General features: G+C 57.8%; 18 protein-coding genes and 1 pseudogene. 13 read left to right on the top strand and 6 right to left on the bottom strand.

Annotation, left to right across the window (positions count from 1 at the left end):
- The first annotated feature begins 58 nt into the window (after positions 1–58).
- The 3 genes from BM374_RS35475 to BM374_RS35465 are packed head-to-tail and all read left to right on the top strand — an operon-like array spanning position 59 to position 3,580.
- Positions 59–961 (top strand): EamA family transporter, encoded by a 903-nt coding sequence (locus BM374_RS35475; RefSeq protein WP_092303336.1) that lies wholly within the window; start codon positions 59–61, stop codon positions 959–961.
- The gene (locus tag BM374_RS35470; protein ID WP_092303334.1) at positions 958–2,253 is read left to right on the top strand and encodes an ATP-grasp domain-containing protein; all 1,296 of its coding nucleotides are present in this window, start codon (positions 958–960) and stop codon (positions 2,251–2,253) included. The genes BM374_RS35475 and BM374_RS35470 overlap by 4 nt, the downstream gene beginning before the upstream one ends.
- Positions 2,243–3,580, top strand: a complete 1,338-nt coding sequence (locus tag BM374_RS35465) for a glutamine synthetase family protein (RefSeq protein ID WP_092303332.1) — start codon at positions 2,243–2,245, stop codon at positions 3,578–3,580. The genes BM374_RS35470 and BM374_RS35465 overlap by 11 nt, the downstream gene beginning before the upstream one ends.
- A 717-nt stretch (positions 3,581–4,297) precedes the next feature.
- Here BM374_RS35465 and BM374_RS35460 read toward each other — a convergent pair.
- Positions 4,298–5,203, bottom strand: coding sequence for a S1/P1 nuclease (locus tag BM374_RS35460; protein WP_177248767.1), 906 nt, complete (start codon positions 5,201–5,203; stop codon positions 4,298–4,300).
- A 1,181-nt stretch (positions 5,204–6,384) separates the two neighbouring features.
- Between BM374_RS35460 and BM374_RS39050 the strand changes: the two genes are divergently transcribed.
- Positions 6,385–6,888: a hypothetical protein gene (locus BM374_RS39050; protein WP_177248766.1), complete on the top strand. Its 504-nt coding sequence runs from the start codon at positions 6,385–6,387 to the stop codon at positions 6,886–6,888.
- 96 nt (positions 6,889–6,984) lie between these two features.
- Here BM374_RS39050 and BM374_RS35450 read toward each other — a convergent pair whose 3' ends face one another.
- From BM374_RS35450 to BM374_RS35435, 4 genes are all read right to left on the bottom strand, one after another.
- Entirely contained in the window at positions 6,985–7,581 is a 597-nt protein-coding gene (locus BM374_RS35450; protein ID WP_177248765.1) for an anthranilate synthase component II, read from the bottom strand.
- 10 nt (positions 7,582–7,591) lie between these two features.
- On the bottom strand, positions 7,592–8,971 hold the full coding sequence (pabB, locus tag BM374_RS35445) for an aminodeoxychorismate synthase component I (RefSeq protein ID WP_177248772.1): 1,380 nt from the start codon (positions 8,969–8,971) through the stop codon (positions 7,592–7,594).
- 95 nt (positions 8,972–9,066) lie between these two features.
- The gene (locus tag BM374_RS35440; RefSeq protein ID WP_092303327.1) at positions 9,067–9,381 is read right to left on the bottom strand and encodes a Dabb family protein; all 315 of its coding nucleotides are present in this window, start codon (positions 9,379–9,381) and stop codon (positions 9,067–9,069) included.
- 135 nt (positions 9,382–9,516) lie between these two features.
- Entirely contained in the window at positions 9,517–10,152 is a 636-nt protein-coding gene (locus tag BM374_RS35435; protein ID WP_092303325.1) for a GntR family transcriptional regulator, read from the bottom strand.
- 114 nt (positions 10,153–10,266) lie between these two features.
- On the opposite strand from BM374_RS35435, the gene bioB reads away from it, so the two are divergent.
- From bioB to panC, 7 genes are all read left to right on the top strand, one after another.
- Positions 10,267–11,310: a biotin synthase BioB gene (gene bioB, locus BM374_RS35430; protein ID WP_092303323.1), complete on the top strand. Its 1,044-nt coding sequence runs from the start codon at positions 10,267–10,269 to the stop codon at positions 11,308–11,310.
- Complete coding sequence (gene panD / locus BM374_RS35425; RefSeq protein WP_092303321.1) at positions 11,301–11,654, top strand: aspartate 1-decarboxylase; 354 nt, start codon at positions 11,301–11,303, stop codon at positions 11,652–11,654. Before bioB ends, panD begins: the two co-directional genes overlap by 10 nt.
- 77 nt (positions 11,655–11,731) lie before the next feature.
- Positions 11,732–12,883, top strand: coding sequence for an 8-amino-7-oxononanoate synthase (locus BM374_RS35420; RefSeq protein ID WP_092303319.1), 1,152 nt, complete (start codon positions 11,732–11,734; stop codon positions 12,881–12,883).
- Positions 12,883–13,518 (top strand): dethiobiotin synthase, encoded by a 636-nt coding sequence (bioD, locus tag BM374_RS35415; protein WP_092303317.1) that lies wholly within the window; start codon positions 12,883–12,885, stop codon positions 13,516–13,518. Before BM374_RS35420 ends, bioD begins: the two co-directional genes overlap by 1 nt.
- Positions 13,515–14,780 (top strand): adenosylmethionine--8-amino-7-oxononanoate transaminase, encoded by a 1,266-nt coding sequence (locus BM374_RS35410; RefSeq protein ID WP_092303315.1) that lies wholly within the window; start codon positions 13,515–13,517, stop codon positions 14,778–14,780. The genes bioD and BM374_RS35410 overlap by 4 nt, the downstream gene beginning before the upstream one ends.
- 1,269 nt (positions 14,781–16,049) lie before the next feature.
- On the top strand, positions 16,050–16,922 hold the full coding sequence (gene panB / locus BM374_RS35400; protein ID WP_092303311.1) for a 3-methyl-2-oxobutanoate hydroxymethyltransferase: 873 nt from the start codon (positions 16,050–16,052) through the stop codon (positions 16,920–16,922).
- 13 nt (positions 16,923–16,935) lie between these two features.
- Positions 16,936–17,790 carry a pantoate--beta-alanine ligase gene (gene panC / locus BM374_RS35395; protein ID WP_092303309.1) on the top strand — a complete coding sequence of 285 codons (855 nt, stop codon included), beginning with the start codon at positions 16,936–16,938 and terminating at the stop codon, positions 17,788–17,790.
- 120 nt (positions 17,791–17,910) lie between these two features.
- Here panC and BM374_RS35390 read toward each other — a convergent pair whose 3' ends face one another.
- Entirely contained in the window at positions 17,911–18,114 is a 204-nt protein-coding gene (locus BM374_RS35390; RefSeq protein WP_092303307.1) for a hypothetical protein, read from the bottom strand.
- Between the two features lie 1,151 nt (positions 18,115–19,265).
- Here BM374_RS35390 and BM374_RS39045 point away from each other — a divergent pair.
- Positions 19,266–19,466 carry a hypothetical protein gene (locus tag BM374_RS39045; RefSeq protein WP_177248764.1) on the top strand — a complete coding sequence of 67 codons (201 nt, stop codon included), beginning with the start codon at positions 19,266–19,268 and terminating at the stop codon, positions 19,464–19,466.
- A 410-nt stretch (positions 19,467–19,876) separates the two neighbouring features.
- Positions 19,877–20,030: pseudogene (locus BM374_RS35380) on the top strand (IS21 family transposase); the annotation flags it as partial.

The raw sequence follows: 20,030 nt of genomic DNA, 5'->3' as shown, positions 1-20,030 counted from the left end.
TCGCGCCTCGCCCTGCGAAGGCAGTACGCCTCCTCGCGGGAACAGGAAGGGTGAGCGCTTGACGAATCGCTTCGCTCTAGGAGTTTTCTTTGTGGCGCTTTATGTCGTCGTAAGCGCGGCAGGCGAGGTTTATGCGGCATCGTATTTTCAGCAAGCGGATGTGTTCGTCGCGCTCCTGCTGTCCTTCGCTGTCGTTTGTCTGATGTTCAATCTCATGCCTCGCCACGAGGGAGGCGAGGCGACGGCGGCGAAATGGTCGCTCCTGGTCTTCGTCGCGCTCAACATCGTCACAGCGATCAGCTGGATCGGCCTATTTATCGGACTGAAATACGCTGAGCCTGCAATCGTCGTGGCCTTCATGGTGGCGCTGGGGCCAACCGCAACAGTGTGGTTAAACGCACTGATTAGGCGCCAGGGTGCCCCTCCAGCATCCGATATTGTCGTGAGCGTTACAATCGCAACGATCGGGAGTTACATGATTTGGATCTCGGTCAGCGGCAACGCGGGCCTGGAGTGGGGGGCTGGATCGTCCTTTGGCATCGTCTTGGCGATCGTGGCCGGCCTATCACTGGCCCTTACAAATATACTCGTCAAACTGCTGTTCGACCGTGGATTTTCTGGCCGCCAAGTGCTGGCGCATCGCTTCTACGGAACGCTTCTCTTGCTGCTGGGCCTCGTCGACCATTCATCTATCGTGCGTGAGATCTCGCAGCATTGGTTTGCGATCGCAGCAATTGGGCTGTCGACGATCATTATTCCTTTGCTCTTGATCCAGCAGGGCATTCGCCGCGTGGAGCCCTTCACCGTCAACATGGTCCTGTCCACCGCCCCTATCATCACCTTCCTGTTCCAGTACTTCGATTCTCGCATCGTGCCTTCGCCACATACGTTCATTGGAAATGTTCTCATTACGGCTGTCGCTGTCGGCAAGATCTACTTGCAGTATCGGAGATCCGCATGAAAGAACGGAATTGTGTAATCGTAGACGCATACTCTACCGGCCGATACCTTCCGGAAGAATTCAAGCGCTATGGAATTGGAACGGTGCATGTGATGTCGGCTGCACAGATTCCGCCCATATTCCAGTCGCATTTCAATGCGGACCTGTATGATGAAGTCATTCGCCCGAGCGAGCGCATGGGCTTTGACGAAACCGTTGAATATCATCTTCAGGCTCTCCACGGGAGGGAGTTGGAGTTCGTAATCGCGGGCTGCGAGACCGGAGTTGAGCTCGCCGATTCTTTGTCGGAGCGGCTTGGCTTGGCATCAAATGGGACTGCGCTATCCGCTGCTCGGCGTGACAAAGCGCGATTGTCCTGCGCGCTGACCTGCGCAGGTGTGCGATCGATCAGGCAGGTCGTATCCAACAGTGCTGTAGAGGTCGCGAACTGGAAGAGTGAAGCGAAGTTCGATCAGATCGTGATCAAGCCTCTGAACAGTACAGGTACCGAAGATGTATTTTTTTGCTCGACAGAAGCTGATATTCAGCGAGCTCTAAGCACAATTGTCGGGAAGACGAACCGTGTCGGAGCGTTGAACCGTTTTGCCCTTGGGCAAGAAAAAATAAACGGCCAGCAATACACCGTAAATGCCGTCTCGATTGACGGGGAAGCCTTCGTTACGGAGGCCTGGACCTATGACACGGTTCCTATTGAGGGGGCATCATCGGTCTGTTCACTTGAGAGATTGTTGGACGGCAGCGAACCAATCGTTCAGGAGCTGTCCGACTATTTGGTGCGTGCGTTGCAAGCACTCCAGATCGTCGATGGACCGGCTCATGCTGAGATCATCGTCGATGATCGGGGACCGGTTCTGGTGGACTTCGGAGCGAGGCTTCAAGGAACCATGTCGGCAAAAGCACGAACGATGGCGTTGGGGCACAACCATATGAGCCTGACGGCCTGGCGCTACGCAGATCCCAAGGGCTTTGGTGAATATATGAGGCTCAGAGGGCCGTATAAGCGGCAGGCTCACGCACTTTGCGTCTCGCTGATCTCAGATATAGGCGGTGTCGTTGTCGGTTACCCAGGACTCGAAACAATCCGCAAGCTCCCGAGCTTCGCGGATGCCATTGCCTTCGTTCCGATTGGGCAAGAGCTGGTTCCCACGATCGACTTGGCGTCGACACCAGGCATCGTCTATCTCGCGAATAGCGATTTGACTCAGCTTGAGGATGACTATCGCAAGTTGCGGGCAATGCGGATGGACCAGGTGTTCGATTTAGTGACGCAGGATCGCGCTAATGCCAAGTGATGCCAGGTTGACCGGAGCGAATCCAGCCCGCGCGGCGATAGTCGGCGTAAGCGATTTCGATGGCGTTCTGCGGGGCAAACACGTATTAGGTGAAGATCTCTCGGACGGAGATAAAGTTATCAAGTTCTCTGAAGCGGTGCTGGCGTGGGATTGTTCGGACCAAGTCATTCCGCCCAGTTTCACGCAAAAGCCGGTATCAGCGTTCGGAGATGCTGACCTGCGTATTCTGTCAGGCACCGGCCGTTCGGTGTCTCTTCTCGACGATCGATATCTTTACCTCGCGGAGTTCACGGGCGCACATGAGAACATCTGCCCCCGCGGTATTCTGCGTAAGGTGCTGAGAAGGGTTGCTGACCACGGATACGGCTGCATTGCCGGGTTCGAGTTTGAATTTATGCTGTTCAAGGAGAACGCAGACACGATTGAAGAAAAGCCGTTCGGGGAATGGGTTCCTTTAACGCGCGGCCCGTTCGGCTACTCGATTGCCCGCTCTGTCGCGCAACATGAACTGTTCGATGAGATCTTGGCGCTTTGTGAGAAGGCTAGAATACCTCTCAGCGGACTGCACTTTGAAACAGGACCTGGCGTGGTCGAAGCGTCGCTTCGTCATTGTGATGCGCTGGAAGCAGCCGATCGAGCAACGATATTCAAGTCGATGATAAAAGCCTGGGCGCAAACGCGAGGCATGATGGCTACATTCATGGCCAAGGTTTCCGAGACATGGCCCGGCCAGTCCGGCCATATTCACATCTCCATGTCCTCGGATAGTCAGAATGCGTTTTACGACAGTGATGCGTTCGGCAACATCTCGAAGCTTATGGGTCAATTCATCGCCGGACAACTAGAATACATGGATGAGTTCTGTGTGCTCGCTGCGCCTAACTTCAACAGCTACAAGAGATTGGTACCTGGCTGCTGGGCACCGATCTGTCCAAGCTGGGGAGTTGACAACCGCTCCTGCGCGGTTCGCGCCATTCCGGGAGAGCCATCTGCCCATCGCTTGGAGTATAGGCTGCCTGGCGCAGACGTGAACCCATATCTCGCGCTGGCCGGTGCGATTGGTTCCGGAATATTGGGGGTCGAGGCAGGGCCGGCGCTACCGTGTTCGATCGCCGGTGATGCAAGCGTGGAGATGTGTCGCCAGTCCGCGCGACTGCCTCAAAGCCTATCAGAGGCAACTTCTCGGTTTGCACAGTCTGCAGCCGCCACTGATGTCTTTGGAGGAAGGTTTGTTGAAGCGTTTTCTTGCTCGCGACGTTGGGAGTGGGAAGCCGTTCAACATCGGGTAACCGACTTTGAACGTCGGAGATACTTCGAGATCATTTAGCTTGAGCGCTTCGACAGTTCTGAACCGCATTCCTCTGGCCGCCGTCCGCGAGGCTATTGCGGCTCTCTGAGCCGCGGATCTTGGACGTCATGCAGAGCAAACGTGCGTCACTCGTTAAGTGAGGACCTTGGAACGCTGAGGAGGTCTGCTGTTACCTGCTCTGTGGCAGCAACCGCGATTGCTCCGCTGCGATGCTAGGTAATCCTAGCAACGAACAAAGCCATTTCCATTCGTATCAATGAAGGCGTGTTCGACGTGCTTCAGGAGGGTAAGGCAGGTGCATTTTGCTCAGAGGAGGAGCCGACGAGCCCGTGATGCGCGAGGCTGTAGCCGAGCCGCGGAGCCATGCAGGACGCGAGGCGCAGCATCCATGACGGCCGTGCGACCAGACGGTGGCTTAGCCGCCGCCGGCCACGACGAGGCTGGCGTAGGTCGATGCTGACTGGTACTCGGTGCGCGCGGCGCCTTGAGTTCCCGCCAGAAGAGGTCCCGATCACGTTGGCTCCATTAAGTTCACGAGAGAGCCAGATAAGCTGCGCCGTGCAGCAATATACGAAAAGGAATTGCCCTCAAGCCGCACGACGTGGTCGCGCAGAACCTTCCCAGGTTTATTGTGCGGGATGCCGGTGTACAGCGCCGAACACTGAACTTGTGAAAGCGTGGTTTTGAGAACTGTGGGAGGGTTTTGCTACGGCCGACCAAAGTTTGGCAGTTGATCTATGAACTGCCGAATGCATCTTCCAGAATAGCCCGAAGACGCGCGGCTCCTTTTAGCAGCTGGCGATCCAGCTCCGCTTTGATGGCCACAGCATAATCGTTGCTGATCTCTACAGGGTGGCCCGAATCGTTGTGTTCCAGCGTTCCTGCGGGCAGGAGCTGATAGGCCCTTATACCAAAGGCGTGCGTATCGGTGGCCCAAGCGACAACTCGTGCTTCATCATAGGGCGGGGCTTCCACTGTCGGCAGCGGATCGGCATCCAGCGCATCAGCATAACTCCCCCATGAATATGCCTGGAGATCGACCAGAGAGTCATCCCACATGCTGTGGAAGGTCGACGCGCGCGTATATGGCGTGCCGTCGGACCGCTTCGCGTGCAAAATGACATGAAGTTTGTTGCCGCCTTGATCGCCGTTGCGTTCGCTTGCGTGCAACGGCTGCTCCAGATCCCCAGCCAGATGAACAACGAGCTTCAGCGCGCGCAACCTGTCGTCTTTCGAGCGCGAATTGTCTTTGAGGATCGCAATCGCCGCCGGAAGACCTTGAACGATGCAGGTTCCCTGATTGTTTTCATTCTTGCAATCAAGAGTGACGTCATATGCCGGCCGTTCGATGTCGATGTCGACGAAATGCCAGCGATAGGTGTCCTTTCCTTCGGGCGTGAATTTATAGTCGTCCGCCCAGTTTGAGATTGCGGCCAGCGAAGTGTCACCGATTAGTTCCTTGAGCTTTTCCTGTGCGGCCGGACTTAAGTGCCGCTGCGACAGTTCCGCGACGACAGAATGACCTAGCTGTCCCCAGGCAAGGGCGGAAGATGTGCTGCCTACAACGGCGGCGGTGCAGATCGCGAGTATGAGTCTGAGCCGTGTCACTAGTTGCTTTCCGATATTGATGAAATGCTTCAAGTCATTGGCGGAAAGGGTCAGGTGCTTGGGTTATGGCACCTCGACCGCGGGCATGGACGCCGTCGGGCGAGGCACGAAGACATTCTGGTGCTGGTCACGTGCCGCCAACATGATCGTTAGAGCCGCGAGGAGGATCAGGAGAAGGCGCATGCAACAAGGATTACTCGAAACGATATATCGCCTTTATGAAACGGCTCACATTCCGCGCCTTTGGGGGAGGGGCAGCTCTGACGGGGCATCTGGCTCCACACAACGTATTGGCCTGCAAAAAGCTCACAAACGTTGATATTCGTTCGTTCTCGCCGGTAGCCGTCAAACGGCGGGTCGATCGCGCTCAAAAAATGCATTTTTTCTCCAGGACCGCAGGAATAGGGCGGCCATTTCGAGTAGTAATTTAGTGATTGGCTATTCACCGCGAAGGCAGCCGCCCCCTCGCTCCGCTTCCGGGCGCCGTGAAGGACGATCCATGCGCAATTATGACATTGTGTCCGGCAGCCTGTTGGCGCTGACAGCCGCTGGCCTTGCGCTGCTTTGCTCTAGCCTGCTTGCATTTGCTTTCATTTAGATCCCACGGTCAACGGTTGGCGCGCCAGGATCTCTGCGAGAGGTAGGGAGGCCGGGCGGTTGCAGATGATCTGCTTAGGCTTTCGTAGGAATCCGCTTCCTCCAGGTGCTCCATTTTCACACGTAGTGCCGGCCTTTCTCAACGGCCGACCTGATGTCCTGCTTGGGCTCCGTGCCCTTGCCGACTAAGAACGTGAGTCCCCCTCCATCGAAGATACAGTTAGTCTTATGATTGCGCTCGCATCACGCGCTTTTTGTGTGGATTGCGCAGTATTCTTGCGCCAGCTCAACGCAGGCGCGATAACTATCGATTATCGAACAATCAGGCACAGGAGCGCCGGAAGGCTCACCTAGCATTCCCCGACGCGCACAGCTGTCGGGGGAGGGCGGCCCTTGCAGGTATGAATGTGCTTCACGGGTAAACTCCGCTACGAACTTGTTTACCTCACCACCTGCAGCGCAATGCGTAGCTCGTAAACACCCCGATCCGATCAAGTGGGGACAACATTGCTGAAAACGATGCAGGTGGTGTTGCGGCGCGCGGCTGCCCTTGACCATCTTCTGCTGTCGCGGCAACGAGAACAACCAAAGCAGATCGAGATGATGAGAGCGGGGCTATGACGGGTCAATCCCAAGCATCGGAGTTGCCGCCGGTCTTGCAGAGACCGTCGAAAGGCTTTCGCTGGATCTTTGCTCTTCTAGCCGCATTGCTCGCTTTTTGCGCCGGAGGAGCCTATTTTTGGACCAATATCGAAACGTTTGTGCAGGCGCCGCCGGCGCATGAAGTCGAGTCTCCCCCACTCGGCCTGTCGCCTGAGGAAAGGGCCGTCCTTTTAGGGATCCAATCGGGGCAGCAGAAGACAGCCGATGAACTCGCCGAGCTCAATCGCAACGTCGATGCACAACAAGCCGATCTAAGGCGGATCTCGGATCAGTTCGCAGACCTGACCCGAAGAATCGAGGAGCTGCAGAATGCGCCGCCTGCTTCTCCTGCTGCTTCTCCACCACCCATGCGCACCACCAAGCCGGCCAAGAGAGACGTACGCCCGCCCAAACCGCAAGGTCCGGTTTCTCTGGGAGGCGCGCCGCTGACTGCGGAGCCGAGCACGAAACAGCGCTGATTGCCACAAAATGCCTCCCACGTGACGGTGCGCCTTCGAACGATGTAAGGACGCGGAAGCGAACGGTCCACCATCTTGATCGGCAGGTCGAGCCTCTCACTCCTCCGCTTGCCTTCGGAAATCCTCTGCGAGTCGCAAGAAGTTCATAAGCAGGACGTGCCCCTGTGAGGTAAGGATCGACTCCGGATGGAACTGGACGCCATAGGTGGGATGACAGGGGTGGGTAAGGGCCATGATCTCGCCTTCCTCCGAGCACGCTGTCACTACGAGGTTCTGCGCCCATGACTGATCAAGCTCGACGATAAGAGAATGGTAGCGCCCGACGCCAAGCGGGGTTGGCAGCCCCTTGAATAACCCTCGGCCGTCATGCGCAACGTATGAGCGCCGGCCGTGCATGGGCCGATGCGCACGCGCCACCCGTCCTCCGAAAACGCTCGCAATACACTGATGTCCAAGGCAGATGCCGAGAATTGGCACGCGTCCTGACAGTTCGCGGACCGCTGCTGTCGATATTCCTGCCTCAGTTGGGGTGCAGGGACCGGGCGATATGACCAGCGCGCGCGGCTTGAGACCAACGAGCTCGCTGATGCTGATAGCGTCGTTTCGGATCACTTCCGTTGCTTCACTCAGCTTGTGGAAATAGCGGGCAATGTTGAACACGAACGAATCGTAATTATCGATGATGACAATCAAAATGCACCTTCTAGTCAGAAGCGAATGCATCAAAGATTCGCTCTGCCTTGGCGAGCGTTTCCTCGTATTCGGCCTCCGGCTCCGATAGGGCCGTTATACCGCCGCCCGCATGAAACACAGCCACGTCGCCCTCGATCGTGACAGTGCGGATCGCAATATTTGTATCCATGTGCCCGTTGAAGCCGATGAAGCCGATCGCCCCGCAATACACCTCTCGCGCTATGCGCTCGATTTCCGTGATGATTTCCATCGACCGCAGCTTTGGCGCTCCCGTGATGGAGCCGCCGGGAAAGCAAGCACGGAGCAGGGTAACGGCGTCTTCGTTTCCGGTCAGTTCCCCCGTCACGATCGACACGAGATGGTGCACCGAGGCGTAGGACTCGAGATTGCACAGGCCCGGAACCTCGACCGAATGCGCAGTGCACACGCGTGACAGATCGTTTCGCAATAGGTCGACAATCATCGTGTTCTCGGCACGATCTTTTTCGGAAGCGAGGAGAGCTGCCGCACGGCGGTGATCTTCCTTCGAATCAGGCGAACGCGCGATCGTGCCCTTGATCGGTCGTGTCTCGACATGTCGCCCCTGAAGCTTCAGGAATCGTTCCGGCGAACTTGATGCGATGGTCAGCCTTCCCCATTGCAGCAGGGCCGCAAAAGGCGCCGGATTCAATAATCGCAGCTGGCAGTAGAAGGCGAGCGGATCAAACGAGGTCGACAGGCGGGCACTGAAACGCTGCGCAATATTCGTTTGGAATACGTCACCAGCCAGAATCAAGTCGATTACGCGTTGGACCGCCGCAATGTAGCCCTCGCGGCTGAAGTTCGAGCGCCATGCGCCCGCTTTGCCGGCATGACCATTCTCTGGCGCCTTTGGACCAGCAACCAGTGCTGCAAACTCGTCGGCTCGACGGCGCGCGCGTTCGCTCCGTCGCACGCGATCCTGCTCCGGCCATCCGGTCGAGACGATCCAGCATTTGTTATCCCGGTGGTCGAAGCTGATGACCACGTCATAGAAATGCAGGGTGGATTGGGGCAAACTCAGACCGGCAATTGCCGGCGCAGATAATCGCTCCAATGTCCTGTTCATCTCGTAGGCAAGGTAGCCCGCCGCTCCCCCCTGGAACGGCGGGAGATCGGGATGATGCTCTTGCGGGTACTTCGCGAGTAGCGTGCGAAGGACCTTCCATGGATCGGCCTTAAGAGTCAGTCCGTTCCAACCGCCTTGGCCGTTCGCGACCCTGTAGGTGCCGAACGGGTCGCACGTCAGATATGAGTAGCGCCCAAGCAGCTCGTGCCTTGCTGCACTGTCGAAAAACGTAAGATGCGACCGATGCGCGAGACGCCGCATCGCTGTGACAGGTTCAATCCACTGCAATTCGCGAACGTACATCGGGTTATCGGTCACCGGCGGCTGACCTCGCGAAAGTGCCGTTGCATCTGTTGCGCCGCCCGATGAGAACGACGCTTGTCGCGGCAGCACCTGGCTCATTCTGCCGGGAGGCGAAAAGTATCTGTTGATACATTGTAGTCGGCCGCGAACCGAAGCTCGCGGAGCGGTCGGACCCGTTTAATCGACTCCTGATAGAGATCGTGCGCTTTGTACGCTGCAAGCTCCGCCTCGCTGTCGAACTCACCATAGACCACGATGTCGATTTCCTTGCCGAGCTGATCGGTCTTGCGGTTGCGGGCAACCTCAAGGCGGCGCGCATGTGGTATCGTGGCGAGAAGCGAAAGACCTTCGATGATCTGATCGATATGCGCCTCGTCCTTGGCGCTAAAGAAGACGATGTGACGAATCATGGCTGTCCGTGGAGATGTCGTTAGCGGGTGGCATAACTATGTGGGAATAGAGCCCGTTGCAATGAACCTGGCGCTTGTCGCATGAGCCTCGCTTGCGATCGTCGGTGATCCGCAATGAAGCTTGCCAGATTTGTTTCAAGACGCCTGAAGGGCAAGGCGCTCAATGGTTTGAATGTGCCGCGTGAGCAGGTTACAGGCTTGATCGAGGTTGCGCGTTCGCAAGGCATGCAGAATCAGGCGATGATCTTGATTGGAGCGCGGTCGCCAGCCCACCGATCGCGCCATCGCGAACACCAGCCGAGAATTGGCAAGCTGCAGTCCATCGAGGCTCGCGAGCAGACGCGGCATTCCGCATGGCGCCACCAAGGCTTGGTGAAAGGCGCGATTGGCCATCTCAAACTCCTCGACCGTCTTTGCATTGTCTCCTTCGATCAAGGCGAGCTCGATCCGAGCCAAATGGGCTGTTGTGAGCCGTGGCCCCGAATGGCGCAATGCCACCACTTCCAGCGCGGCGCGCATTTCGGCAATCTCCTTCACTGACCGGGTATCGAGCGGGGCAACCCGAACACCGCGACGCGGCACAGCGACAACAAGATGTTGTGCCTGCAGCTGCCGAAAGGCCTCGCGCACCGGGACGTGGCTGGAATTGAATTCTCGTGCAACGTGATCCTGGCGAAGTGGCGCGCCTGGCTCTAGGACGCCGCTGATAATGCGCTCAGCGATTGAGTCCGCGATGCGTGCGACCGTCGTCATGTTCTCAGCAGCGATCATAGATTATCTACCGCAATTACCGGTGCATTTGCGAGGCAGCTCGATTAGCATCTCTTGGAGAGTGATGACTATAGATAATTCACGCGATTATCTACAATTGGACGGGGTGGGATTATGAATGTTGCTGCGGAAGTCAAACGCAAGGAAACAGGCGACGGGGCGGTTCGTAATCATTGGAACGTCGAAGAGGCTAAGGCGCTCTACGATCTTCCTTTTGCCGATCTGATGCTTCAGGCGCAGCTCGCTCATCGCAATAACTTCGATCCAAACCACCTCGAAACTGCGAGCCTGCTCAGCATCAAGACCGGCGGGTGTCCGGAAGACTGCGGCTACTGCTCGCAAAGCGCGCATTACGAGACCGGCCTGAAAGCCACCCGTCTGATGGATTGCACCGATGTGGTTGCTGCCGCGCGGCGAGCGAAGGATGCGGGCGCGACGCGCTTCTGCATGGCCGCGGCCTGGCGCACGCCAAAAGATCGCGATCTCGAGTCCGTCTGCGACATGGTCAACGCGGTCAAGGGACTTGGCATGGAAACGTGCGTCACGCTCGGCATGCTGACACCGAACCAAGCCGTGCGGCTCGCCGAGGCCGGCCTTGACTTCTACAATCACAACGTCGACACATCACCCGAGTTTTACAGCAAGATCATCACGACCCGCAGCCTGCAGGATCGCATCGATACGCTGGCGCATGCGCGCGATGCGGGCATCAAGCTCTGCTGCGGCGGGATTATCGGAATGGGCGAGCACGTCGAGGACCGCCTAGGTATGCTCGTGCTGCTCGCCAATCTCCCCAGCCATGCCGAAAGCGTGCCGATCAACCTCTGGAACAAGATCGAGGGCGTGCCGGTGGAAGACACCGCCGAGCCTCCCGATTCGATCGCGATGGTCCGGCTGGTGGCGACCGCGCGGATCATGATGTCGAGGAGTGTGGTTCGCTTGTCCGCCGGGCGACATTACATGAGCGATGAATTGCAGGCGCTTTGCTTCTTAGCCGGCGCAAATTCAATTTTCATCGGCGACGTGCTCTTGACTACCAAAAACCCAAAAGTTGATCGCGATGCGGATCTGCTGGCCCGGCTCGGCATCACGTCCGGGCTCGCCGGAGGGAAGCAGTGTGTTGCTCCTACGTCCGGCCAAGGTGAGAAATGCAAATAACTTTGATGAAGGGCACAATCCATCGCGCCTCCGTGACCGAAGCTGACCTGCACTATGAAGGCTCGATCTCGATAGATCGTACGCTCCTGGAGGCCGCGGGAATGGTGATCAACGAGCGCGTCGAAATCTACAATGTCGAAACAGGAACGCGCTTTGCCACCTACGTGGTCGAGGCGCCGCCGAGTTCTGGCACGATAAGCCTGAACGGTGCCGCCGCGCGACTGGCAATGCCCGGAGACAAGATCATTATCGTTGCATATGCCTCGTTCGACGAGGCCGAAGCAAAGATGTTCACGCCACGCGTTGTGCGGGTGGACCGAGACAATCGCATCCTGGCAAGTTGAACCTCAAGGGCCATCCTTCCTTCTTACACGGCAAACGGATCTTTTCCGTGAATTGATGCGATCGGCGGGAGTGATGAATGCGAGCAATCCAAGCAGCTAGACTTAGTCCGTACGTCGCAGCGTTGAACGCCTTGAACGAAGATAAACGGCTGCGCTGTCTCAAGCCGCGCGTTGGGATCGATTTCGCATCAAACGACTATCTGGCGCTCGGGAGCGCCCCGCGCATCAAAAGGGCGATGGTCGCCGCGCTCGAGGCGGGCACTCCGGTTGGAGCCGGCGGGTCGCGGCTTCTGCGCGGCAATTGCGAGGAGCATGAACGGCTCGAAACGGAAGCGGCTCAGTTCTTTGGCGCGGAAGCCGCGCTTTTCTTCGGAGGCGGCTACATCGCAAATTTTGCCCTCCTGACAACGCTGCCGCAGCGCGGCGATCTGATCGTTCTGGACTCGCTCGTGCACGCCAGTATTCACGAGGGGGCGCGAGCGGGCCGCGCAGATTGCCGAATTCACGCGCACAATGATCCCCAGTCCGTCGAAGACGCAATTCGCGACTGGCGAACCAAAGGTGGAGCGGGCCGCGTCTGGATTGTGGCCGAAAGTCTCTACAGTATGGATGGCGACTTCGCTCCAGTCGAAGAGCTGGTGGCAATCGCCGAGCGTCATGACGCATTTCTGATCGTGGATGAGGCTCATGCAACAGGTGCTTACGGGCATCAGGGACGAGGGCTCACGGCCCCTTATGGCAGGCGCGACAATCTCATCGTCGTTCATACCTGCGGCAAAGCGCTCGGTGCGGCGGGTGCACTTGTTACGACCTCCGGCATCCTGCGCGATTTCATGGTCAACCGCTGCCGTCCGTTTATTTTTGCCACCGCCCCATCCCCATTGATAGCCGTTGCCGTTCGAGAGGCACTAATCATTCTGCAGAACGAGCCGGAGCGGCAGCAGCGGCTGGCCAAACTCGTTGCGTTCGCGCATCGACAGATCACCTGCCTTGGTTTGCACACGCCCTCGACCTCTCAGATCGTGCCGTACATCGTGGGTGACAATGCTCGTGCAATGCGACTTGCGTCTGCTCTGCAGGCGCGCGGCTTCGATATCCGCGGAATTAGGCCGCCAACCGTTCCTGCAGGCACCGCCCGTTTGCGAATTTCGTTGACACTCAATGTTGGGGAAGCGGACGTGAGGGCAATGCTCGATGCACTGGTTGACGTGACGAGGGGCTCGTTTTGATGAATAAGCGGATCGTCGTGACTGGTACGGACACCGGGGTCGGCAAAACGGTATTTTCCGCAGGGCTCGCCGGCCTTCTCGGCGCGAATTACTGGAAACCGGTCCAGGCTGGACTCGAACCAGAGACCGACTCCGAGTGCGTCCGTCGCCTCGGCGGCCTCTCGTCCGATCGGATTTTGCCTGAGCTCTATCGACTTCGGACGCCTGCGTCGCCCCATTACTCCGCGGAGGTCGACGGCGTTCGCATAGACACAGAGATGCTTCGATTGCCGGATACCGGCGAGCGGCAGCTCGTGATCGAGGGCGCCGGCGGACTCATGGTGCCGCTGACAGCGCGCACGCTGTACATTGACATCTTCGAGCGTTGGCAGCTTCCCGTCGTGCTCTGCGCAAGGACGGGACTGGGCACAATCAATCACTCCCTGCTCTCCATAGAGGCTCTGCGGAAGCGTCAGATTCGAATGCTTGGAATTGCGTTCATTGGCGAAAGAAATGCCGAAACTGAAAGCGCCATTTGCGAGATCGGGAGGGTGCGTTGGCTGGGACGGCTCCCGTGGCTTGTTCCCCTCACGGAGGATAGCCTGCAGGCGGCTTTCAAAGGCTCCTTTGTTAGCAGTGACTTCCTGAATCTATGAAAATAGCCAAGAGGTCGCCGATCTGGCACCCGTTCACGCAGCATGCTCTACAGCGGGATATGACGAAGGTGCTGCGGGGAGAGGGGGCTTATCTCTATACCGAAGATGGCCGACGCCTTATCGATGCAATCTCCTCCTGGTGGGTCGTGACCCATGGCCATTGCCATCCATCCATCGTGAACGCGATCCGAGAGCAGGCAGGCAAGCTCAACCAGGTCATCTTCGCCGGATACACTCACGACCCGGCTGAGCAAGTCGCGACGGAACTATTGAAGGTCACCTCACCGGCGCTCGAGCATGTGTTCTTCTCCGATAGCGGGTCAACCAGCGTCGAAGTCGCACTGAAAATGGCGCTTGGCTACTGGTACAATACCGGAAGGCAGCGAACCCAAATTGTAGTGATGCAGCACTCGTACCATGGCGACACGATCGGCGCGATGTCGGTAGGTAGCCGAGGCGTCTTCAATGCGGCCTACGGAGCACTGATGTTCGAGGTGACCTCGATTCCGTTCCCGGCAAGAGATCGCGAGCAAATAGCGCTCGATGCGCTTGAAAGCGCATGTCGAAACGAACATCCTGCAGCGTTTATCGTGGAGCCCCTCATATTAGGTGCCGGTGGAATGCTGATGTATTCTACCTCGGTGCTAAGGGAGATGAAGCGGATCTGCGAAGCCTTCGACGTTCTGTTCATTGCCGACGAGGTCATGACGGGCTGGGGCCGGACGGGTAGCTTGTTTGCGTGTGAGCAGGCCGGTGTCACGCCCGATATTGCCTGCTATTCGAAAGGCCTCACGGCTGGGGCGCTGCCGCTCGCCGTCACACTCTGTCGTGCCGATATTTTCGATGCGCATTATTCTGAAGATCGCAGGCGCACGTTTTTTCATTCGAGCTCATATACAGCCAATCCAGTGGCCTGCGCGGCCGCGAAGGCCAATCTGGACCTATGGCAGGATCAGGAATATCGCGGCCGGGTGGCATCCTTGGCCAGGATGCAAGAACAGGCACTCGGGCCATTTTGCGCCGATTCACGGTTCGCAAACGCCCGACGCACAGGAACAGTCACAGCGCTTGAACTCAACACGAGCGATGCCGGCTATCTGGCGGACATCGGGCCGAAGCTTTTGGCTTTCTTCCAAGCGCGGAATCTGTTGTTACGCCCACTCGGTAACACGATCTACGTGATGCCGCCTTACTGCGTTACGGCGGCCGACCTTGAGGAAATCTATGCTGCTATCCGTGACGCCGCTGACTTGCTGATGTGAGAGGCATAAGAGTTGCAACGGGTCTGCAGTGACCGGGTCTGGCAAGGCGAAAGTGTCCGTATTGCTGCCGTTTGATAATCCAAGGAGGATGCAGAACGCACAGTTCGCAGGCTGATCGTGCTTTAAGCACCTGCTTTAATCGCTTCTGAGGCAACTGCCGCAGCAATCCTGCGGACGAGCTATGAGAGGCGCAGTATTTGGCCGAAATGTCGAGCAAATTGCGGTAATCACGATAGAGAATTCTATTATCCTGAGCAAATTCTCGACGAAGCATTCTGCAAAAATCAGTGCTCCGCGAGGCAGGCGCAATCAGAGTCAGGCTCTTGATGGTCGCAAGACTATTGAGACGGACCGCCGGGCGGCCCCACCTTTGGTGCCATCGTGGTGCTGCGGTGAGAGGGCAGTGGGCTTCCCAAGTGAATGTCTGATAGGAGGCGGGAATGCAGATTGGCTTCCGCAATTCACTCGACCATTCAGCCACGTGCTGCGCGATATGCGGGGGGAAGTTTGGGCTAATCCGCCATTACTGCTGGCGAACGGCCCTTTGCTCCAAGAAATGCGTCAACCGCTTCAAGGCGCGGCGGGAGGCCGATCAGAAATGGCTTCGATGGTTGCGAGCGGCTTAGGACGAAACCGAGCTGTGCGGGTACCGCCCTGGTCAGACTTGTTGCGAATTCGATTCGCCCCTCTCGAGCGCGTGGACAGCAATTGACAGAAACATCGGCGAAAATAATCGACTTCAGGGCTTTCAAGGCCCGCAGGCTGGCTCGGTCTGAGCGCCTTCGCGACGACATCTACTCGACCGCCACTCTCGCTGCGCTTACAGCGGCCTGTCACGTTTGGGCGTTGCTGGCCTGCCATCCATTTGCTTTGCTCGGTGCGCCAGCGCCGAAGCCGGAGCCTCACGAGCACCCCTAGGGTGCAGGCACGAAGATGTGACCTAAAGCCGAAGTCCCCCGCTGCGTGCATCTGCAGCGCGGCCCGGCTCGAGCCATCGCCATTTGGAGAGGCTGTAATCAGCCCAGAAACTGCTGACGGTGACCCGTCGCGAGCGCCACTCCTCGATGGCGGCCGCCCTCATGGTCGCTGAAACTGTACGGGGAGACGAGCCATCGGGTGGTGAAGTCGGGATGGGGAAGGTCTTGCCTCATGGTTGCGCGACCATTGGATTGTTTTGGCGTTGTTTGGGGTCTTCATTCTCCATACCATTGACAGGTTTCTGCTGCGTTCTCTAGGAAGCGGCGACGGTGTGCGGGAGCGGAATTCAATATGAGCCACAGTTCAGGGCAGCCTCTAGAGCGTGTCACGATTCCGGCACTGCAGCAGTGGAAGGATGAAGGACGCCGTGTCGTGATGACCACCGCCTACGATGCGGTTGCGGCGCGCATCGCGGATCCCATTGTCGATATCATCCTGGTCGGAGATAGCGTTGGTAACGTCTGCCTGGGATTCGACAACACGCTGCCCGTCAGCGTGGCCATGATGAATCATCACCTGGAGGCTGTTGCGCGCACGAGGCCTCATGCCCTGCTTGTCGCCGACATGCCCTTTCTGAGCTTTCATGTCGGTTCTGAGGACACGATTCGCAATGCAGGAGGTTTTCTGCAGCGTGGCGCCGATGCAGTAAAACTCGAGGGGGGTGCCAAACGCGTCGAGATGGTACGCGCCCTGGTCGATTGCGAAATTCCTGTGATGGGACATCTCGGTCTGACCCCGCAGAGCATCAACGTCATGGGTGGATTCAAGGTGCAGGGAAGGACAACCGATACCGCCTTGCGGCTGCTCGATGACGCGCACCGTCTGCAGGAAGCCGGCTGTTTCGCTCTGGTCCTGGAGGGGATTCCTGCCGAGCTCGCCGCGCGAGCGACAGAATTTCTCACGATACCCACCATCGGGATCGGAGCAGGACCCGATTGCTCGGGCCAAGTACTCGTGTTCCATGATGTCTTGGGGCTAATCGAAGGCCATCGCCCCAAATTCGTTCGTGCCTATACAAATGGATTCCAGCTGCTGCAGGACGCGATGTCGCGCTGGGCTGCCGATATCCGCAAAGGTGCATTCCCGGGCTCAGAGGAGTGCTATCGGCTTCCTGATCAGCTTCGCCATGCCATCGCCAACTGGGCGCCCTCCAATTCAACTTGAATCAAGGTAAGCAATGCAAGTGATTACGAAGGTCGCTGAGCTGCGTCGGGCCCTTGCAGACGTCCGCAAAGCCGATAAGCGCATCGGGTTCGTTCCGACGATGGGATACCTGCACGAGGGCCACCTGTCCCTCATCTCGGCTAGCCGTGGACACTGCGACGTCACTGTCGTAAGCATCTTCGTCAACCCCACTCAGTTCGGCCCAAGTGAGGATCTCAGCAGGTACCCTCGCGACTTCGCGCGCGATGAAGCCTTGTGCCGTAGTGCGGGGGTCTCCATCGTCTTCGCGCCAAGTGCAGAGGAGATCTACCCGGCTCAGTTTGAGACCTTTATCGAGCCGGGCGAACTCGCAAAACCGCTCTGCGGAGGTTTCAGGCCCGGACATTTTCGTGGTGTAGCGACTGTGGTCTGCAAGCTATTCAGCATGGTGCAGCCGGACGCCGCGTACTTTGGACAGAAGGATTTTCAGCAATGCGCTGTGATACGCCGCATGACGGTTGATCTGGATATTCCGATCGAGATTGTCACCGTGCCAACCGTGCGGGAGCCAGACGGGCTGGCAATGAGCAGTCGCAACCGTTATCTCAGCCCGGAAGAACGTGGTCGGAGCCTTGCGATCAGCCGTGGCTTGTTCGCCGCAGCGAAAAAGTTTGCCTCAGGGGAGCGGGAGGCGTCCATGCTGATTGCGCTTGCAAGAAAGCATTTGGAAAAAGTCGATCGACTCCAGTACCTTGAGCTTGTCGACGCTGAGACCCTCAGAAGTGCCGAGAGCCCTCTGCGCTCTCCGGCGGTGATCTGTGTCGCAGCGTACGTGGGCTCGACTCGGTTGATCGACAACGTAGTCCTGACCATCTCTCGAACACGCTGAACAACTGCCCCCACTCTCGAGGTCTTGATATGGGTTGATTGGCACTGCCGCTGACAAGTGGAGCGAGACAGGGTCGCTCCACGTACCGAGAGTAGCCAAATGCGAGTTCGCTTTCCGAATTTATGGCTTCGGCGGCTCGCTCAGACGCTCCGGGACTTTCAGACCGCTTTGCGCGCTTTCCACGACATGGCGCAAAGCAATTTCAGATAGTCGTACAACGAGCTGTTTGAGGTGCGCAATCTCCTGCTTGCAGCGCTCAAGCTCGTGCTGTTCGGCCCTGATCATAGAAGTTGTGCGACGTTGGCTGCTGCCGAGTTGATTCATGTAGCTCCCTTTCCGATTCACAGAAGAAAATCTGAACAGACCAGTCGCTTGTCTTCCCTGAACGAGGCGCCTCGGCGTCGGCTCGGAGCGTTTCACATGCAGCCCGCGGTGGGCAGGTTTGCTAGCTCACTCCCTGCAAAGGGCCCCCTAGCTCGTACGTGCGACGACACTTTCGGCTACGCCATCTCGCTCATGCCTCATGCTCAGTTGCCGTAATGGCTCTCAATGTGGCCGCGGCATATGCGGGCGGAGACTGTAACAAAATGGCAATATCGATTAATGCGACGAAACGCGCTCCCGCGCTCAAATCCTGCATTACCGAAGCGCCCCGGATGAATTTTCACACGACGTTTTCGCGTGTTCGTGCTGGGGTGCTTCAGCTACACCAGGCTTATATGTCCAAAACGCAAGTCGCTACTGAGATCACCCGCCTGCAAGCGGACATTCCCAAAGAAGGCTCCCTCAAAAGTCGTGTGCTGCCAATACGTGCTTATGGACCAATAGCCGCGCACCCATGATCATGAAATTACTTCACGACCAAGTTGCATAAAGCCGAAGATCGCCAAGAGCGGCTGGGGGCGGGCCTGGGTCACCGAGGATTGGCGCCGGATCTCGGGGCGATTTCATCGCTAGAAAAGGGCCGGCGCTGGTTTTCAACGCAAAGATATGCTTCACCGCAACAATTGACCGCGATCTCAATCTAAAGTGCAGGATACGAGGCGCTCGGGCTTGGTTGGACGCAGCAGGCTCGATAGGCGGCAAATCCTCTTGGCCGCAATTGAACCTGATGAGGTCGGCAACGAACTAGCACCGTCCGAACATTGGCCTGCCGGAGCAGGCCACCAATCCGGCGGCGCAATAGATGGCCGAGCATGCCCTTACGTAACCGCAGAGCATGATCGCAGGGCGTCACCATGGGCTCTGAGCTCTGCCAAGCTTGTCTGTTAAGCCGAGCGGCGTGAACGACAAAACAAGGCAGGTCGACCAAGCAAGCTGCTGCAATTGATCAGCTGTCGCAGAGATGCTGGGCATTGCACCCCCGTGAAAATCGGCTTACCCGCAGTCGCGAAGCTTCATACGATGTGATGTACTTGCGTTGTCGCCCAGCAAATGCCCATTATCTTTCTCGATGGGATGAGGGAGATCTCCCAATGCTGGACGGTGCCACGACCGCGCTCCTGCGCACGATCCTGGATGACGTTTGCGAGAACGTCTCACCGTATGACGCCGGCGTCCGCGCCTACGTTGCCTCCAAAATCCTGGAGGCCGCCACCAGAGGTGAGACGCGCCCCGATCTGCTTAAACAGATCGGTCAGGAAGCTCTTTCGAAAGCACCAACGATGTGGCGATAGATCTAGGACATGGCTTGTCATCGAGGTGAATTTCCAATTCACAGTGCTGAAGGGCCTGGCCTGGTATCCAGGTTCGCGCGCCGCCGCGTGGCGTGCGGCGTAGCGATCTGACCAGCTCGCAGAGGTGTATCGTGGTCGATGGCGGGCCAGCGTCACCCATGATGCGCGTTATTCGATGGAGCATTGTCATAGCGCATACTTTCGCGCGCAGACTGTCGCGCGGCGATCAGGATGGAAGGCAGCGTCAATCAAGGTGAGAGAGTTTCGCTGGGCTCGTGACGGAGGGAGGGCGTAGCCCGACCGGAGTTACGAGCCCAGCGTCGGCGCGATCCCGAGGAGGACCGCGCCGACTGGTGATCGCGGCCGGCGGGGTTATGCAAGTGGTTCTTCCGCCAAGAGGAATCACTCGCTTGCCCGGCCGACACATCACAGATCACCAGATGAGGCTCTACATGAAGTACCGTCAGACCGATAGCCCGCCAGTGGCGGCGGCCAAGGCGTCATTCAGTGCGTCGACCGCCTATCGGATCGAGAGAGATCCCCGATTTCCATCGCAAAGGAAGG

This window comes from Bradyrhizobium sp. Ghvi, from assembly GCF_900115265.1.
Lineage (GTDB): Bacteria > Pseudomonadota > Alphaproteobacteria > Rhizobiales > Xanthobacteraceae > Bradyrhizobium.
Note: the sequence above shows the minus strand (reverse complement) of the source record. Positions and strands in the feature narration are given on the sequence as shown.

Excerpts from the sequence above, each read along its gene's own strand:
- BM374_RS39050 (WP_177248766.1), top strand. The coding sequence starts at position 6,385 with ATGACGGGTCAATCCCAAGCATCGGAGTTGCCGCCGGTCTTGCAGAGA.
- panC (WP_092303309.1), top strand. The coding sequence starts at position 16,936 with ATGCAAGTGATTACGAAGGTCGCTGAGCTGCGTCGGGCCCTTGCAGAC.
- BM374_RS35435 (WP_092303325.1), bottom strand. The coding sequence starts at position 10,152 with ATGATCGCTGCTGAGAACATGACGACGGTCGCACGCATCGCGGACTCA.
- BM374_RS35390 (WP_092303307.1), bottom strand. The coding sequence starts at position 18,114 with ATGAATCAACTCGGCAGCAGCCAACGTCGCACAACTTCTATGATCAGG.
- BM374_RS35410 (WP_092303315.1), top strand. The coding sequence starts at position 13,515 with ATGAAAATAGCCAAGAGGTCGCCGATCTGGCACCCGTTCACGCAGCAT.
- bioD (WP_092303317.1), top strand. The coding sequence starts at position 12,883 with ATGAATAAGCGGATCGTCGTGACTGGTACGGACACCGGGGTCGGCAAA.
- BM374_RS35440 (WP_092303327.1), bottom strand. The coding sequence starts at position 9,381 with ATGATTCGTCACATCGTCTTCTTTAGCGCCAAGGACGAGGCGCATATC.
- panB (WP_092303311.1), top strand. The coding sequence starts at position 16,050 with ATGAGCCACAGTTCAGGGCAGCCTCTAGAGCGTGTCACGATTCCGGCA.
- BM374_RS39045 (WP_177248764.1), top strand. The coding sequence starts at position 19,266 with ATGCTGGACGGTGCCACGACCGCGCTCCTGCGCACGATCCTGGATGAC.
- panD (WP_092303321.1), top strand. The coding sequence starts at position 11,301 with ATGCAAATAACTTTGATGAAGGGCACAATCCATCGCGCCTCCGTGACC.
- BM374_RS35465 (WP_092303332.1), top strand. The coding sequence starts at position 2,243 with ATGCCAAGTGATGCCAGGTTGACCGGAGCGAATCCAGCCCGCGCGGCG.
- BM374_RS35470 (WP_092303334.1), top strand. The coding sequence starts at position 958 with ATGAAAGAACGGAATTGTGTAATCGTAGACGCATACTCTACCGGCCGA.
- BM374_RS35420 (WP_092303319.1), top strand. The coding sequence starts at position 11,732 with ATGCGAGCAATCCAAGCAGCTAGACTTAGTCCGTACGTCGCAGCGTTG.
- bioB (WP_092303323.1), top strand. The coding sequence starts at position 10,267 with ATGAATGTTGCTGCGGAAGTCAAACGCAAGGAAACAGGCGACGGGGCG.
- pabB (WP_177248772.1), bottom strand. The coding sequence starts at position 8,971 with ATGTACGTTCGCGAATTGCAGTGGATTGAACCTGTCACAGCGATGCGG.